Annotated in this window: 13 protein-coding genes and 3 pseudogenes; 9 read left to right on the top strand and 7 right to left on the bottom strand. The window is 59.1% G+C overall.

Annotated elements, in window-relative coordinates; genetic code table 11:
• Positions 1–51 precede the first annotated feature (51 nt).
• The 3 genes from PXK01_RS18000 to PXK01_RS17990 all read right to left on the bottom strand — a co-directional run bounded on the left by PXK01_RS18000 (position 52) and on the right by PXK01_RS17990 (position 3,014).
• Positions 52–1,095, bottom strand: a complete 1,044-nt coding sequence (locus tag PXK01_RS18000) for a ParB N-terminal domain-containing protein (RefSeq protein ID WP_218394083.1) — start codon at positions 1,093–1,095, stop codon at positions 52–54.
• Positions 1,092–2,447 carry a ParA family protein gene (locus PXK01_RS17995; RefSeq protein WP_218394082.1) on the bottom strand — a complete coding sequence of 452 codons (1,356 nt, stop codon included), beginning with the start codon at positions 2,445–2,447 and terminating at the stop codon, positions 1,092–1,094. The genes PXK01_RS18000 and PXK01_RS17995 overlap by 4 nt, the downstream gene beginning before the upstream one ends.
• Before the next feature lie 228 nt (positions 2,448–2,675).
• Positions 2,676–3,014 carry a DUF736 domain-containing protein gene (locus PXK01_RS17990; protein ID WP_037207756.1) on the bottom strand — a complete coding sequence of 113 codons (339 nt, stop codon included), beginning with the start codon at positions 3,012–3,014 and terminating at the stop codon, positions 2,676–2,678.
• Between the two features lie 594 nt (positions 3,015–3,608).
• Between PXK01_RS17990 and PXK01_RS17985 the strand changes: the two genes are divergently transcribed.
• Complete coding sequence (locus tag PXK01_RS17985) at positions 3,609–3,944, top strand: hypothetical protein (protein ID WP_218394081.1); 336 nt, start codon at positions 3,609–3,611, stop codon at positions 3,942–3,944.
• A gap of 121 nt (positions 3,945–4,065) precedes the next feature.
• Here the strand turns inward: PXK01_RS17985 and PXK01_RS17980 are convergent, their stop codons facing one another.
• The 4 genes and pseudogenes from PXK01_RS17980 to istA form a co-directional block, all read right to left on the bottom strand.
• Positions 4,066–4,836, bottom strand: a complete 771-nt coding sequence (locus tag PXK01_RS17980) for a DUF2493 domain-containing protein (RefSeq protein ID WP_255552486.1) — start codon at positions 4,834–4,836, stop codon at positions 4,066–4,068.
• A 13-nt stretch (positions 4,837–4,849) separates the two neighbouring features.
• Positions 4,850–5,407, bottom strand: coding sequence for a DUF7146 domain-containing protein (locus PXK01_RS17975; RefSeq protein ID WP_255552485.1), 558 nt, complete (start codon positions 5,405–5,407; stop codon positions 4,850–4,852).
• 587 nt (positions 5,408–5,994) lie between these two features.
• Positions 5,995–6,144, bottom strand: a pseudogene (locus PXK01_RS17970) (ATPase); the annotation flags it as partial.
• A complete protein-coding gene (gene istA, locus PXK01_RS17965) occupies positions 6,074–7,642 on the bottom strand; it encodes an IS21 family transposase (protein ID WP_274861146.1) in 1,569 nt (522 codons plus the stop codon). The gene istA and the pseudogene PXK01_RS17970, both read right to left, overlap by 71 nt.
• A 113-nt stretch (positions 7,643–7,755) precedes the next feature.
• Between istA and PXK01_RS17960 the strand changes: the two are divergent.
• The 8 genes and pseudogenes from PXK01_RS17960 to PXK01_RS17925 form a co-directional block, all read left to right on the top strand.
• Positions 7,756–8,151 (top strand): annotated as a pseudogene (locus PXK01_RS17960) (efflux RND transporter permease subunit); the annotation flags it as partial.
• Between the two features lie 202 nt (positions 8,152–8,353).
• Positions 8,354–8,776, top strand: a pseudogene (locus PXK01_RS17955) (IS66 family transposase); the annotation flags it as partial.
• 123 nt (positions 8,777–8,899) lie between these two features.
• Complete coding sequence (locus PXK01_RS17950; protein ID WP_142494384.1) at positions 8,900–10,111, top strand: CaiB/BaiF CoA transferase family protein; 1,212 nt, start codon at positions 8,900–8,902, stop codon at positions 10,109–10,111.
• Entirely contained in the window at positions 10,108–11,274 is a 1,167-nt protein-coding gene (locus PXK01_RS17945; RefSeq protein WP_185959053.1) for an acyl-CoA dehydrogenase family protein, read from the top strand. The genes PXK01_RS17950 and PXK01_RS17945 overlap by 4 nt, the downstream gene beginning before the upstream one ends.
• A 104-nt stretch (positions 11,275–11,378) precedes the next feature.
• A complete protein-coding gene (locus PXK01_RS17940) occupies positions 11,379–12,233 on the top strand; it encodes an SDR family oxidoreductase (protein WP_028284935.1) in 855 nt (284 codons plus the stop codon).
• A gap of 37 nt (positions 12,234–12,270) precedes the next feature.
• A complete protein-coding gene (locus PXK01_RS17935) occupies positions 12,271–13,077 on the top strand; it encodes an ABC transporter ATP-binding protein (RefSeq protein ID WP_036538081.1) in 807 nt (268 codons plus the stop codon).
• Positions 13,070–14,989, top strand: coding sequence for an AMP-dependent synthetase/ligase (locus PXK01_RS17930; RefSeq protein WP_204114532.1), 1,920 nt, complete (start codon positions 13,070–13,072; stop codon positions 14,987–14,989). The genes PXK01_RS17935 and PXK01_RS17930 overlap by 8 nt, the downstream gene beginning before the upstream one ends.
• Positions 14,990–15,877: a branched-chain amino acid ABC transporter permease gene (locus PXK01_RS17925; protein ID WP_142494382.1), complete on the top strand. Its 888-nt coding sequence runs from the start codon at positions 14,990–14,992 to the stop codon at positions 15,875–15,877.
• Positions 15,878–15,880 lie beyond the last annotated feature (3 nt).

The following is a 15,880-nucleotide window of genomic DNA, read 5'->3' as shown; positions in this document are numbered from 1 at the left end:
GTTTCTTACCTCGTTTGGATCGAAGACCACCGTCTCCGCGGCTCCTGCCTCTTACTTCGATCCGTGTTTCTCCAAATACTCAGCGATGACATCACTCAAACCTCTGAGAATGTCCTCGTCCAATGTTAACCCCGTGGCAGCGACCGAGAGCTTCCCGCCCTGCCCTGTGACACTCAATTTCCGCGAACCGATCTTTCGCTGTACCGTGAGTTTCTTTGGGCTTTGTGATTTCTTTTTTACAGGCTTGGACTGCTTCTCAGTCAGGTCACCAAGAACCTTTTCGAGGTCACGGTGGCTGAGATCGTAGACATCTTTGCACGCGTGCAAAATCTCAGCTCTAGCGGCATAGACAGCGCGACCACGTGATACCGCGCTGTTATGGACACCCACACGCTTGGCGAACTCGGTTGCGGTTATCTTCTCGTTCGGTTTGGCATCTTGTAGCCGCTCAAACATCTCGCCTATCGAAACCAGGCGCTCGAAAGCGCTGAGGTTTTCACGTTCCTCATTCTCCCGGAAGCGCATGAATAGCATCTCGAACTGCTCTTCACGGGAACCCCGAAGGGATTGTGGAACCAGAATGGCGCGGACAGGCAATCCCAAAGCTTCAAGGATCGCATGGCGTCGCCGACCCACGATCAACTGGAATGTCACGCCTTCTACGTTCTCGGGCTCACGTTCATCCGGTCGCCAATCAGGATCCGCTGGCCGAACATGAATGGGCGTATCTTGACCATTCTTCTCGATACTCTCTTTGAGCTTCTCAAATGCCTCTTGGTCGCGCCAATCTTCACGCCGGTCCGATCCAATCACGTCCACGATCTGAGACGGATCAATCTGTAACTCATGTCGACCCGCGAGAATGCGCTCCACGACCTGTGCGCGCTCAACGTGAAGCATCTGGCTGGCGTCTGAAAGCGCTCCGGCCTTCCAAGCACTGCCAGAGCCGCCCAGTCTTGGCTTAACCCCACCAACCAGTTTCGCTTCGTCTTCGTGAATCTGATCGCTTGCACCAGATCCAGGAGCCGCAGACACATCCTCATCTGGGCGCGTGGGCTTTTTCTTGAGGACCGAGCTGCTCAGTGTTCGCTTCATTCGGCTTCCTCCTCGAAATTGTAGAAGTTCTGCATCCAATCCTCGGCATAGCCACGCTCAAGACCAGGCCAGAGGCGTGAGACGATGGCGTCATTCACAGCGTCAGCATTCTCGATGAACCTGTTGATGCCTTTTCGCTTGCCTGGCGTATCTGGGTCGTACTCGTAGACGGATTGATAAACGTCCGACGCGTTCGAAATAGCATCAGAGCGAAGATAGAATACCGGCAGCACCTCATCTGGACAGTTTTCGAGCAGGTTGCCGACCTGTGTGAGATCTTGCTCATTTGTTCTCTGCACGATCGTGGGCAACAGCATATGTGCCGCACCGCCCATATCGATCCGATCCGTCGCGAAAATGTGGCGCAGCATAGTGAGGAGACCAGTCACAAAGGTGGACAAGGTCGCAATGTCGAACCCCTTCATCGTCTGCGGGATAATCAACGAAGTAGACGCCATCACATTGTTCAGCTGGAACAGTGTCAGCGCAGGCTGATAGTCGATAATGATGCAGTCCAAGGTCTCGTTGAGGGCACTTTCAAGCTTCGTTTGGTCGACCCTACCGTTGCTCACCAGTTCATTCGGACGGGTGACCGGTGGATTCCCCTCTTTCCAACGATCTATGGAGTCTCTTAGGAACCTGTAGAACCGCTTTTCCGGGGTGCCCGCTCGCAACAACCTCGCGATCTGAATTTCACCTTCTGAGGTTTCGCCATGCGCAGGTACTAGCCGCACGCCCGGCCAGGACGTTTTCTTGAAAAACCCGTCAAGCGTCTCCGCATCATAGTCAGTGTAGGGGATGGATTCGTCGGTCTGAAACAGCCCCGCGAAGTCAACCATCGTCGGAGTTTCGTCATCTGGCAAAGTTGGCATTTCTTCGCCGCCGACAAAATAGAGCGTGATCGTGCTCTGGGGGTCAGCGTCCATGACGCCGACTCGCATGCCGTAGTGCAGACTCAGGTACTGAGCGAAGTGCGCAGCACTAAGCGACTTCGCCGTTCCACCTTTCTGACTTGCAAACGAAATAACGGGCAAAGGATCGTCGGGTTTGCGCCAAGCAAGAAAATGCTCAGGCCGCTTTGCTGAGGCAGCCATCAAAGCCCGGATGTGCATCAGCTCCGTCAGGGTGAAAACACGCTCGCGCCCTACATGCTTGCCGGCAGGAAAATCCTCATTGTCCTTAGCGAACTTCGTCAGATGCTGATGGCTAATGTTCAGGAAGCGAGCACATTGGCGCATCGACCAAGAGCGCTTGATGCGCTCGCGCATCGTCAACTCCTTGTTGACCGAGACCATGGTCCGGCCAAGGCCCCGCTCGAGCTCTTGAAGGAACTGTTCTATACTGCCGCCCATTACACCGCTCTCATTTCGACTCTCTCACGGAATCGCTCCGAGTTGTAAATAGCACGGTTTTTGAGGAAATGTACAGATATTGTACGCCTACAGGATTTCCGGCGCACAATATGGGCTACACCGATTGAAAATACGGACAGCAACCTGAACCGCCGAGGTGATTTTGCACGCGTGCAAAAACCTCGGAGCCTGGTGCAGCCAGACCGCCGAAGCGGTCTGGCCCTTGGCTCAGGCGGCGTCTTTCGGGCCCCAGGGGATGACGGCCTGCAGGGACAGATCGTCCTGGTTCGCGGCCTTGCCGAGGTTGGCGTTGAAGCCGTGGTCACGGATGGTCAGCGTGTAGTAGTCGGCGCCGGTCTCCTTGTTCTGCTTCTTCCAGATGCCGCCGCACTCGACCAGCTTGCCGCGCGGGGAGCGGCCGAGGACGCGGTGCGTGGGGGCCATCGGGTTCGTACTCGCGACGGGTTCGACCGTGATGTCGAGGTCGAAGGTCAGGGTCGAGATGGAGCCTGTGCCCTTGGCGGTTTCGATGTCGGCGCTGGTGAATTTGATGCAGTTCGTGGTCATTGCTCTTCTCCTTGTTTGCGTTGCAATGATGGTCACCTTGCAGCTGGCCAAGGCCTGGCCACACCGAAGGCGAAGCGCAGCGGAGAGGGGCAGGCGCAGGTTTTTTTGGTGCGCGCGGAATGGCCCGCAGGGACAGGGGAAAAAGATCGGCGACAACCCTTGTGGGCGGGACGACAGCTGCGACCAGCATGTCATGCAACTCAGACATCGGGAGAAGTGCGGGGGGCCACGAAGGGAGATCAGACAACAGCCAACGCCAAGAACGCCGAAGGGGCCTCGCCAGACATGGCTGATCGTTCGATACAGACTACGATCCGTCGCAACGCAACACCGGCCCGCGTTCAGTTCCTCGGTCGAACAACCAGGGACCTCAAGCAGAAAGTGATCTGACAGGCTGGAGAAGTTGAAATGCCAGGGCGAGGACATGCGCATCTCTTCCCGACGGCTTCAATCCTGGCCGCGTTGCGAATTTCGAGGATGTCCCGTACGGCATCGCGAAACTGAGCAACGACGCATGCGACTCGGAAGATCAGGTAGAAGCTCCGGCCCGCTCCAATCCCGATACGTGTCGGCATAAGTGAAGAAGATAAGCAGTTGGACGGCGCAACACCGAACGTGGTCATCGAGGATGGCCTGCGCGATCTGCTCTCAGATGGCTATCTCATCGAGGTGATCTGCAACCAGACCGCCGAGAAACGCCATAACAGCTGGTATGGCTCCTGGGTCGTGCACATGGTGACGAAGGATGGTCAGGATGCGAAGATGCTTGTGACAAGCCGCAGCGTCTTCAAATTTCGCAAGTTCAAGACGAGCGTCGGATTGGTCAGTTTCCTGGCCGACATGGGTTGCCTCTCGGCGAATATCCCACTGACGGCCGGACGACGCGAGCGTCACGAGGCATCAGGAAGGCCCGCTACGGCGACCAGCTAGAAATCTCATCCGCACTCTCAGCAGTCTGACAGACCAAATCCCGCAGAACTGCGCACCTCTGCGAACTCATAGAGCGAACCGCACAAGGCGCTCCGACTGATGTCATGGGATAAACGGGGCCTCAGGCCCCGATCCTCTTGATACGGATCCCGAGCTTGCGGGCTTTGTCGACGATGTTCTCGGTGATGCCCGAACCGGGGGTGGCGATCAGACCCTGCGGCATGGTCTCGAGCATCTTGTCGTTGCGCTTGAAAGGGGCGGCCTTGCCGTGGCTTTTCCAGTCGGGCTTGAAGACCACCTGGGTGACACCGCGGGTATCTGCCCACCGAGCGGCGATCATCTCGGCGCCCTTGGGTGTGCCGCCGTGCAGGAGCACCATGTCGGGGTATTTGGCGTGGGTGGCGTCGAGGACGGACCAGATCAGATCGTAGGCTTGATAGTCCCCGCCCGAGAAAGCGATCCGCGTGCCTTCGGGGCAATGCACCTCGGTCTCTTTGCGGCGCTTGGCCGAGAGATAGGCCCGGCTGTCCACCACGGCGGAGGTCAGGCCGCGATGCGAGACCTTGGACCCGGTGCGGGGCAGCCAGGGCGAGCCGGTGGCGGCCGAGAAGTGGTCCACGGCCAGATCGCGCATCTGCTCGAAAGCGTCGCGATGGTCCCAGAGCTTGAGGCCGATCATCTGGAGGCGCTCGAGCTCGACCGAGGCGACCTCGGAGCCGTCCTGGATGGCTAGGCTTTCCCGGACCTCGAATTCGTTGTCCTCGAGAAGCTTCTGGATATGGGTCAGCCGGCGATGGAAAATCGAGGTCAGGGACCAGAGCATCTCTTCGAGATTGTCTTCCAACTGGCTGCCGGTGAGGAGGCCGATGGTGGTATCAAAGAGGGTCGCCATGGCGAGTTCGACCTCATCTGGCTGGGGCAGGGGACCTTGTTGCCAGATCAGGATCGTCCTCGCCCTGACGTAGGAAGACCCGCGGATGATAGCGGAGCGCGGGACCGAGGCGCGTGATGCCGCACCCTTGCAGATAGGTGGCGGCCAAGGTGCCAAGAACTGGCTTGCCAGCCGCAAAGAGCTTGCGCGCCCGCGCAATGCGTTTGCTGGAGGCAGTATCGTGGCGCTCAGCCCTTTGGGTTTCACGAGTTACGGCAGGGCAGGGGGCCTCGCCGAGAAAGGACCGGGCCTCCCTTAGCGTTTCCTTGAGTGTCACCGAACCAAGCCGTTCTTGCAGCAGGTCGATCAAGTCGCCAAATTCACCCGTCGCGAAATCTTGCCAGGACCCGGCCTTGCGCCCGCTTTCCGCCTGCAGTCGGATCGCGAGACTCTGTCCCTTTGCTCCCGATGTGTCACCGACCTGCCAATAATTGCCCTGCTTGCGTCCCTCGGGGAAATACTGGCGGCAGAAACTCTCGGCCTGGTCTGCAAGATCGGCCGAGAGGTCTGCGATGCTGCGCCGCGGGTTCATGCGGCAGCATCTGCGACGCTTGCGCCAACTGGATGCTCGGCGAGCACCCGCGCCAGCACGTCAGTACCGTCCACCGGGATGAACACCCGCGTCTTCCACTGGATAACCTCGGTGAAGCAGCCCATGGCTTTCAGTGCGGGCAGGGCCGCACCGGACGCGCCGATCAGCTCACACCTCGGCTGCCCCATGACGAGCGACCTGCGCAGCTGGTAACCGCCGAGGAGGTTCAGGGTCGTCCTGGCGTCCATCACGGCCGCGAGCTCCTCCTGCGGCGACATCTCGATCTGGCAGTCGAGCCCAAGGCGCGCGTAGACGTTCGAGCGCTGTTCCTGGCTGACCAGACGGCCGATGGCGCGTTCCCCGTCTTCGGTTTGCAGGCGATAGATGCGTATGTTGTCGGCAGGTAGCCGGTCCCAGATCGGCAGGAGAAGCCCGCAGATCAGCGTGATCTTCGAGGTGGTGAACTCCGGCACAGCGTCGACCTCGGTCTGCCAAAGGTGCTCGAACATCGCGTCATCGATCTCTTCCCAGTACGAGGTCAAAAACTCGCTGAGCGCGAGGATTTCGGTGGCCAGCCAGGACGTCACCTGGTCGATCTCGGCATTCAGCAGGTCGCCGACGATCTGTTGCGGCTCGTGCTGACGCTTCACCGCCGTGGTGATGATCTCATCGTAGGCGGCCTTCATGCCGTAGAGCTTCAGCTGGCTCATCGCGTCCAGCACCTGTGATCTTTCCATGGTTGGGTCTCCTGAGGCTGTCGTAGCGTTTGCAATCGGCCACGGGCTCGCAGGTCAGTCGCAACGCCTCCGGTGTATCGATGGTCAGCGGCGGTGGCGGCTCCCGATGCCGGGCCAGGATGTTGAGGACGACTGAGGCCGCGGGAACCCCTTCGTTCAGGGCTTCGGCACAGGCAGCGTCCACTGCATCCAGCCCATCGATCGGGATCATGCTGAGGATCTGGACCATCTGCCGGTCGCCGTTCGGCACCTTGCCAAGCTTGCGCTGCACGCGCCTGATCGCCGCCGGCAGGTCCCAGTCCTTGAAGGGGGCACCGTTCCGGAGGGCCCCAGGCTTGCGAGCCAGAACCGGAATGTAGTGCAGCGGGTCGTAGATGGCCTTGTCGCGCCCAAAGGCTCGGGCGTGCTGCCCCACGATCTTGCCGTCCTGCCAGAGCTCGACCCGCTCGGCATAGGCGCGGATCTCGACAGGACGACCAACCGCCCGGCCATCGACGGAGTAGCGGTTCTTGTCGAACCGGACGAGGCAGGTCTTCGAGACCGACGCCGGCACGGCATGGAAGCCGTCGAACGGACCCACGTAGGGCACGAGACTCGCGCGCTCGTCCTGGAACACATCCCAGATCGTTCGATCCCGAAGCTCCTGGTGCGGATTGGCTTTGGCCCAGGCAACGCAGCGATCCTCGAGCCAGGCGTTGAGCTCGGCGTGGCTCTTGAACCGCGGCCGGGGCACGAAGAACCGTCGCCGCACCACACCGACCTGGTTCTCGACCTGGCCCTTCTCCCAGCCCGAGGCCGGGGTGCATGCCACCGGATCGACCAGATAGTGCCCGCACATCTGCTGGAACCGGCGATTGTAGGCGCGGTCTCGGCCGACGAAGATCGTATCCACCGCCGTCTTCATGTTGTCGTAGATGCCCCGCGCGCAGGCTCCACCGAAGAAGGCAAAGGCCTTGTCGTGCGCGTCAAACACCATCTCCTGCGTCTCGCGCGGGTAGGCCCGCACGAACAGAATCCGGCTGTGGCAGAGGCGAGCGTGGGCGACCTTCACGGTGATTGTCACGCCGTCGATCACCACGATCTCGTGGCTCCAGTCAAACTGGTAGGCTTCCCCCGGATCGAAGCTTAGCGGCACATAGGCCGCGGCAGATGCCACCTCTTCCTCCTTGGACCAGGAGGCCGCGTATCGCCGGACGGCATCATAGCCGCCATCATAACCTCGGGCCCGAAGTTCTTCCAAGATCCGAATGCGGGTCAGTCGCTCGCGCTTGGGCTTCCGCGCATTCACCGCCAGCATCTCGTCCAGCATGTCTTTCCAGGGCCCGATCTTCGGCTGCGGCTGAATGGTTCGCTCATAGGTGAGCTCCGTCGCACCCGACCGGATCACCTTGCGCACCGTGTTCCGAGATACCCGCAGCTCACGGCAGATCTGCTTGATCGACTTCTTGTCCTGAAAATACGCCCGCCGGATCTTCGCTATCGTCTCCACGACCAACATCCCACACTGCGCTCCCCGATGACCTCGGGGGCATCATCCACATCATTGTAAGGGGGTCATTTTTGGACGCCGATCACCCCTCTACAGGGTCAATTTTGCATGCCGGTTCACAGATGGTTCTCGGTCTGCTGTTCACTGGGCTACCGTTCACGTTCACGGCGCTTCTCGGCTTCTTGTCCCTTTCCGGGATGCTGATGAAGAATGCCATTGTGCTGGTGGAAGAAATCGATCAGCAACGCGCCGAAGGTGTCGAGGACTATCAGGCGGTGATCGATGGCTCGGTCAGCCGTTTGAGGCCCGTCGTGCTGGCTGCGGGCACAACGATTTTCGGTATGATTCCGCTCTTACCAGACGCCTTCTTCGCATCGATGGCCGCGACGATCATGGGTGGCCTCGCGTTCGCCTCGATCCTGACGCTGGTCGCGGTTCCGGTATTTTATGCACTGTTCTTCCGGATCAAGCCGCCCAAAAAAGAAAACGCTACTTCAGGTTCCCCAGCGACAGCCTGAACGCAGATGCAGTTATAAGCGCTTCTCTGAGCGCCCTCGACCCATCTTAAGGACGGTGTAGGCATATTCCGCCGCCTCAAGCGCGCCTTCGAGAAAACCGCCGAATGTCGGAGCCACTTCGGTGCCGCCAAAGACGAGCGCTTCGTCCCGCAGGCCTGAAAGAACGCACGGCTGGCCATAATTCGTGAGGGCACGAAATACAGCGGAACTGCGGCTGGCAGCAGGCCAGGCGCACTCCCGCTCCATGGTCTAGGCCTTCAAGGCATGGACCGAGGCCCAACTGCTACGCATTCCCGGCAAGGGCGATCTCGCGAAGGCCTTCCGCTATGGTCTCAGCTGCTGGCCGTCATTCGAGCTCTTCCTTGGAGATGGCCGCGTCGGCATCGACGACAACACCGCCGAGCGCGTCATGCGCCCGATCAGCATCGGGCGAAAAAACTGGCTTTTTGCAGGCTCCGACAGCGGTGGCGAAACGCTGTCCCGGGCGATGTCTCTTGTCGAGACAGCCAAGATGAACGGCCTCGATCGGCAAGCCTGGCTGGCCGAAATCCTCGACCGCATCCACAATCACATGACCAACCCGCTCAACGAACCGCTTCCATGGAACTGGACGCCAATGAACTGATCCATGGTAACAACCGGGCGGTTACGTTTTCGGGGAGGTGATTACCTTTGAATCTTGAGATCCGACTTCGCCTTTGCTAGGAATCGAACAACCATTAGAAAATTAGCAAAGTCGAAAGTGCAGATGTCTGGACCCCTTGATCAACTGAAGATTATAGAACTTGGTCACGTAATTGCCGGACCACTTGCGGCAGCTTTACTCTCGGATTTTGGTGCAGATGTCATCAAGATCGAAGCCCCCAACCGGACGGATATGATGCGCGACCTTGGACCCAAGGCAGAGGATGGGGTGGGCGTCTGGTGGAAGACTTTGGGCCGTAACAAGAAAACACTAGGTCTGGACTGGAAGTCCGACGAGGGCCGGGACATCCTGCGAAAGTTGGTCGAAGATGCCGACGTGCTGATCGAGAATTTCCGACCGGGTGTGCTGGAACGTGCCGGTGTTGGGCCAGACGTCTTGCACGATTGGAACCCGGACTTGGTTGTCTTGCGGGTTTCAGGTTACGGACAGGACGGTCCGATGCGCGACCTGCCAGCGTTTGGGCGTGCTGCGGAGGCCATGAGTGGATTAGCGCATCTGACCGGTTTTCCCGACGGGCCGCCGATGCACCCCGGCTTTCCGGCGGCTGACAGCACGACAGGGCTAATGGGCGCTTTGGGAATCATGATCGCGCTATTTGCTCGCGAAAAGGGGATAGCACGCGGTCAGGTCGTCGATATTGCAGTATTCGAGGCCCTGCTTCGGTTGATGGATTATCCTGTTCCCGCATTGACTGGCGCGAACCTCTCGCCGCGACGCAATGGGCTGCGCCAGCCGATGGACTTTGCTCCGGGGGGGATGTTCCGAACGTCCGATGGGGTGTGGCTGAGCGTTTCGGCAGGGAGCGCGGAAACCGCGCAGCGCCTGTTGCGGGCGGTCGGAGGCGATGCCCTCGCCGATGACCCGCGGTTCGCGACATTGGGCGAGATGTCGCGGCACATGACGGTGGTCTTTGACGCGATCAATGATTTCGTCACGCAGCACACGGCTAAGGAAGTGGAAGCGGTATTCGCCCGCCATGATGCGGTTGCCTCGCGTGTGTTGAGCGTCGAAGAGATCATGACGAACGAGCAGATACGCCATCGTGGGGACATCGTGTCGGTCGACGGCGAACAGACCCAGGTCATTGGTCCGGTCCCTCATCTCAGCGCGACGCCCGGTCAGCTTCGTTGGCTGGGACGACCGCCTAGCGCAGACAGCCAAAGCATTCTGCGTGATCTTGGTTTTAACGATGAGCGGATCGCTGCCCTATGTGAGGCTGGGCTCGTAAGATTGGAGGGAGGGCGCGCGCTATGACATTTCGATTGACCGCCGACCAACAAGAGATTCGCGACCAGATTCTGCGGATTTGCGCAGGGTTCGACGACGACTATTGGCTGGATCGGGATCGCAACGGTGGTTTTCCCCATGATCTGCACAGGGCAATGGCCGATGGCGGCTGGCTAGGTATCGCCATGCCAGAAGCTGTCGGCGGCGCGGGTCTGGGGATCACCGAGGCGACCATAATGATGCAGGCAATTGCCGAGTCGGGGGCCGGCGCAAGCGGAGCCTCGGCCATCCACATGAACATTTTCGGGCTCAACCCGGTGGTGAAGTTTGGGACCGATGAGCAGCGCGCGCGTATGCTTGGCCCTCTAATAGCAGGCGATGAAAAGGCCTGTTTCGCCGTAACCGAACCGACGACCGGGTTAGACACCACAAAGCTGAAGACCATGGCGGTGCGGCAGGGGGACAGATATGTCGTGCACGGACAAAAAGTCTGGATTTCTACCGCGCAGGTGGCGGACAAGATGTTGCTTCTGGCCAGAACAACGCGGCTAGAGGATGTGAGCAGCCCGACCGAAGGGCTGAGCCTGTTCTATACAGATCTCGACCGAAATTTCGTTGACGTGCGAGAGATCGAAAAGATGGGTCGAAAGGCTGTCGATTCGAACGAAGTCTTCATCGATGGATTGCCGATTCCGGCTGAGGACCTGATCGGGGAGGAGGGCAAAGGCTTTAGGCAAATTTTGCACGGGTTGAATCCCGAACGCATCCTGGTGGCCGGTGAATGCATCGGTATTGCGCGCAACGCACTGGCGCGAGCGGCGCATTATGCAAACGAACGTGTGATTTTTGACCGCCCGATCGGCCAAAATCAGGGTGTTCAGCATCCACTCGCCAAAGCCTGGGCGCGAGTGGAATCTGCCAATCTCATGGTGATGCACGCTGCAGCCCTCTACGATGCGGGAGAACCCTGCGGCGTCGAGGCGAACGCCGCCAAGCTTTTGGCCGCCGACGCCGCGGTCGAGGCGACCGAAGCCGCGCAAATTACGTTTGGCGGATTCGGATATGCTAAGGAATATCACGTGGAGCGACTGGTACGTGAAGCTCTGCTGTTCCGCATCGTACCGGTGACACCGCAGATGCTTCTGTCGTTCATAGCAGAAAAAGCCCTTGGACTTCCAAAGTCTTACTGATCGGAGATAACGGGCGGGGCTGGTGGGAAAAGTTGTCTTGACCAATTTTCTAACACCCGTTAGATTACTGGCAGCTGCCCCTAATGGGAATGGGAGGAGGCGTCATGAATAAGACGCAGTTTGGGTCTTCGAGGGAGGACCTATCAAAACGTGCAACCGTTTACGCAAGCGGTTTATTCACCGGCAAAGTCGTTGTGGTGACCGGGGCCGGAGGCGGATTGGGGCTGGCAATTGCGACCTTGTTCGCAAGGCTCGGGGCCAATCTGGCGATCAATGGACGCAACGAAGAGAAACTGGCTTTGGCCAAGGAGTTCCTTGAAAGTTTCGGGGGCGAAGTTTTCGCTGTGCCTATGACCATCCGGGAGCCTGAGCAGGTCGAGGATTTTGTCGCCAAGACGAACCAGGAGTTCGGGGCGATTGACGTATTGGTGAACAATGCTGGGGGTCAGTTTCCGCAAGCAGCGTTGGAGTTTAGTCCAAAGGGCTGGAATGCGGTCATAGACACCAACCTGAACGGCACGTGGTGGATGATGCAATCCACGGCGCGCCACTGGGTTGCCAACAAGCAATCGGGCTCCATCGTCAACATCGTGGCCGATATCTGGCGCGGCATGCCCGGCATCGCGCATACCTGTGCGGCCCGGGCAGGGGTAGTTTACCTGTCCAAGTCGGTTGCGGTGGAGTGGGCCCCGCACGGTATCCGAGTGAACTGCGTGGCGCCGGGTTGCTGCGAAAGCAACGGTTTCGGGAACTACCCTCCGGAGGGTTCTGCGACCTTTCAGGACTCCAACCCGATGCGGCACGCCGGGGACGAATGGGATGTCGCTGAAGGGGTTGTCTATATGGCGGCGAATTCAGGGAAATTCGTAACCGGAGAAGTTCTGAACATCGACGGTGGGCAGCAATTGTGGGGGGATCCATGGCCAACGGGGCGGCCGGACTACTTCCGGATTACCTGATGTTGGCCGTGAACCTTAGGGGGACAATGATATCTAGATGACGACTAAGATTAAAACAGCAATCGGAGCCGATGATGGGGCGATACTGGAGTGCAGCGGGGTCGAGCGACGGTTCGGCGGCATCGTCGCTGTCACCGGTGTGGACCTCGTCATTCGGCAGGGGGAAATCTTTGGACTTGTCGGCCCGAACGGCAGCGGCAAGACAACACTGACGAACGCAATTACCGGGTTCTACCCACCGAATGTGGGGACTGTCCGGTTGGCAGGAAAGGAAATCACGGGTACGGCACCTCACAAGGTTGCCAAGCTCGGCGTCGCCCGGACGTTCCAGAATCTTGCCTTGTTCAACGGGATGAGCGTTCTGGACAACATCCTGCTGGGGCGGCACATCCACATGAAACCGGGCGTTCTGCGCACCGCGCTTTACTGGTGGGCAGCACAGCGTGAAGAAATCGAAAACCGCAAGATCGTCGAAGAGGTGATCGAGTTTCTACAACTCGAGAGCATCCGGCATGAGTTGGTCGATGGCCTTCCGATCGGGTTGAAAAAACGGGTCGAGCTGGCGCGGGCATTGGTGGCCGAGCCACAGATGCTGATTCTCGATGAACCGATGGCCGGCATGAACCAGGAAGAGAAAGGGTATATGTCCCGTTTCATTCTGGATGCCCGTGCCGAACGCGGCGTCAGCGTTCTGCTGATCGAACACCATATGGATGTCATCACCGGCATTTGTGATCGGATGCTGGCCCTGAATTATGGTGAAATGATCGCCAGTGGCATCCCCAAGGAGGTTGTGAAGGACCCGCGGGTCATCGAGGCATATATCGGAGGGTCGCATGACTGATTTGACGAAGAAACAGTCTTCGGGCGGCGACACGATCGGCGCAATTCTGGCGCGGAACGCCTCGAAACACGGTTCGGAAATCGCGCTTCGCGAAAAAGAGCGTGGGATCTGGAAGGAAACCACATGGGCGGAATACGCCGAAGAGGTGCTGGCCTGCGCGGCCGGGCTTGAGAAAATCGGCGTAACACCGGGCAAGGCGGTGCTTATCCTGGGCGACAACCGGGCGCGGCTGTATGGCGGAATGCTGGCTATTTCGTTGCTGGGTGCCTATGCAATGCCTGCCTATCCCGGCGCGACGCTCGAAGAACTCCGGCACTTTCTTGGCGAAGTCGAAATCGTCGCGGCCATCGCCGAAGATCAGGAACAGGTTGACAAGATCCTGGAACTGAAGGACGCGGGCGCCGAGGGCATCGACCACATCATTTATGATGAAGCGCGCGGTCTTGGCTTCTACGAGGTTGAAGGACTGTTGTCCTGGGATCACCTGATCGAAGTTGGTCAGCACGATCTGAACGAAACCCCGGGCCTGCGTGAGGAACTGCTTAGTCGTGCGAAGCCGGAAGATCCGGCCATTTTTCTGCACTCCTCCGGAACGACGGGCGCGCCGAAGGGCATCGTACTGAGTCAGAAGAACGTTCTTGCTGCTGCTCGGAATGGACATGCGGCGGGTGCCTTCGACGAAAATGAGGAGATCCTCGCGTACTTGCCGATGGCCTGGGTGGGAGACTACGCCATAACCGTTGCCGCGGCACTCCTTTGGCGTTTCACCGTGAATGTGCCTGAGCGCCAGGAAACGGTCGTGCGCGACATGCGCGAGATCGCTCCGACATTCTATCTGGCGGCGCCAAGAAGCTGGGACCAGATGCTGACGACAATCCAGGTTGGTATCGAAAATTCGACCCCTTTAAAGAAGTGGCTGTACCATTTTTTCATGGATCGGGCCATCGCGGCGGAAACGCGCAAGCTGAATGGCAAAAGCGGCGGTGTTCTTGAGCCATTGGGCCGGCTTCTGGGCGAGGCGATTGTTTTCGGTCCGATCAAGGACCAGTTCGGGATGAGCCGCCTCAAGAATGCGTTCACCGGCGGTGAAGCGATCGGGGAAGACACCTTTGTGTTCTACCGCGCCCTGGGGATCAAGTTGCGTCAGCTCTACGGCCAGACCGAGAACAGCGCGATCAACGCGATTCAGGCTCCGGGCGAGGTCCGTCTTCATACGGTTGGCAAACCCGCGCCTGGCGTCGAGGTCAGCATTGCCGAAGACGGTGAGATCCTGGTGCGCTCGGACAGCGTGTTTAAAGGGTACTTCAACAAACCCGAAGCGACCGCCGAAGCCCTTGACGGCGGGTGGCTGCATACAGGTGATGCCGGCTATCTGGAGGACGACGGACACCTGGTTGTTCTGGGGCGTGTATCCGAGGTCATGCACACCGCCGACGGTGAACGTTACGTTCCAAACTACATCGAGAACCGGTTGAAATTCAGCCCGTATATCAAGGATGCGGCCGTGATTGGCGCCGGGCTGAAGGAACTGACGGCGATGGTCTGCGTGGATTTCGAGGCCGTGGGGCACTGGGCCGAAGTGAACGGCGTACCTTACGTGTCATATGCCGATCTTTCTCAGCGTGAAGAGGTCGCGACGTTGCTTCGCGAGGCCTTCCAACGGGTCAACAAGGCCGTCACCGAACCATTGCGCCTGCAACGCTTTGTCAGTCTGCCGAAAGAATTCGACCCGGACGATGGTGAAATCACGCGAACCCGAAAACTGCGGAGGAAGGTCGTTCAGGAACGCTATGCTGACGTGATCGCGGCGCTCTACGACGGTTCAAAAGAGGTCCATGTAAGCGCGCAGGTGACTTACGAGACCGGGGAAGTAGGGAAGGTCGAAAGAAGCCTTCCCATCAGGGAGGTATAAATGGACTGGGTCTTTCTATCAGAGCTTGCGATCAACGGAGCCTTGACGGGTCTGCTGTACTCGCTATTCGCCATCGGCCTCGTGCTGATTTACAAGGCATCTTCGGTGCCCAATCTGGCGCAGGGCGGGTTGACCATGGTCGGGGCCTATGTGGTCCTGGCGCTGGCACGCGACGTGGGTTTACCCTTGTGGCTGGCCATCCCTCTGGCTGCGGTTGTAATGTTAGGCCTTGGGTTCGGCATTGAGCGTGTTGCCCTGCGCCGTCTCGCAGGTCGGCCGGTTGTCATGATCTTGATGCTGACACTCGGCCTCGACATTTTCCTGCGGGGTACAACGCTTGCGATCTGGGGCGGGACGTCGCGTTCGATGGAACTGGGCGTCAGCTATGATCCGCTGTTCCTGGGCGACATCTTCATCAGCCGCATCCATCTGGTTGGTGCCGGTGTTGCGCTCGCCTTGTTTGTCGCATTCATGCTGTTCTTCCGAACCCGGACCGGGATCAAGTTGCGGGCGATCGCGGATGATTACATGGCTTCGTGGTCGGTCGGTATCGCGGTTGAGCGCGGCGTTGGGTTGTCCTGGGCATTGGCATCCGTTGTTGCCGTCGCCGCTGGCGTTATCTGGGGCGAGATTCAGGGTGTCGATCAGGCGCTGTCGCTGTTGCTTCTCAAAGGTCTGACGGTTGCCGTTCTCGGTGGTCTCGACAGTATCCTTGGCGCCGTGATCGCAGGCATCATCCTGGGCGTCGTCGAAAACGTTGGCGCTGATTTCCTCGATCCGCTTGTCGGAGGCGGAAGCCGTGAGCTTATCGTCGCTGCCGTGCTCATTCTTACCGTCATGATCCGTCCGCACGGGCTGTTCGGTCGTCACGACATCGAAAGGGTGTAAGGC

Origin of the sequence: Phaeobacter sp. PT47_59 (assembly GCF_028890025.1) — a bacterium.
GTDB lineage: Bacteria > Pseudomonadota > Alphaproteobacteria > Rhodobacterales > Rhodobacteraceae > Phycobacter.
Note: the sequence above shows the minus strand (reverse complement) of the source record. Positions and strands in the feature narration are given on the sequence as shown.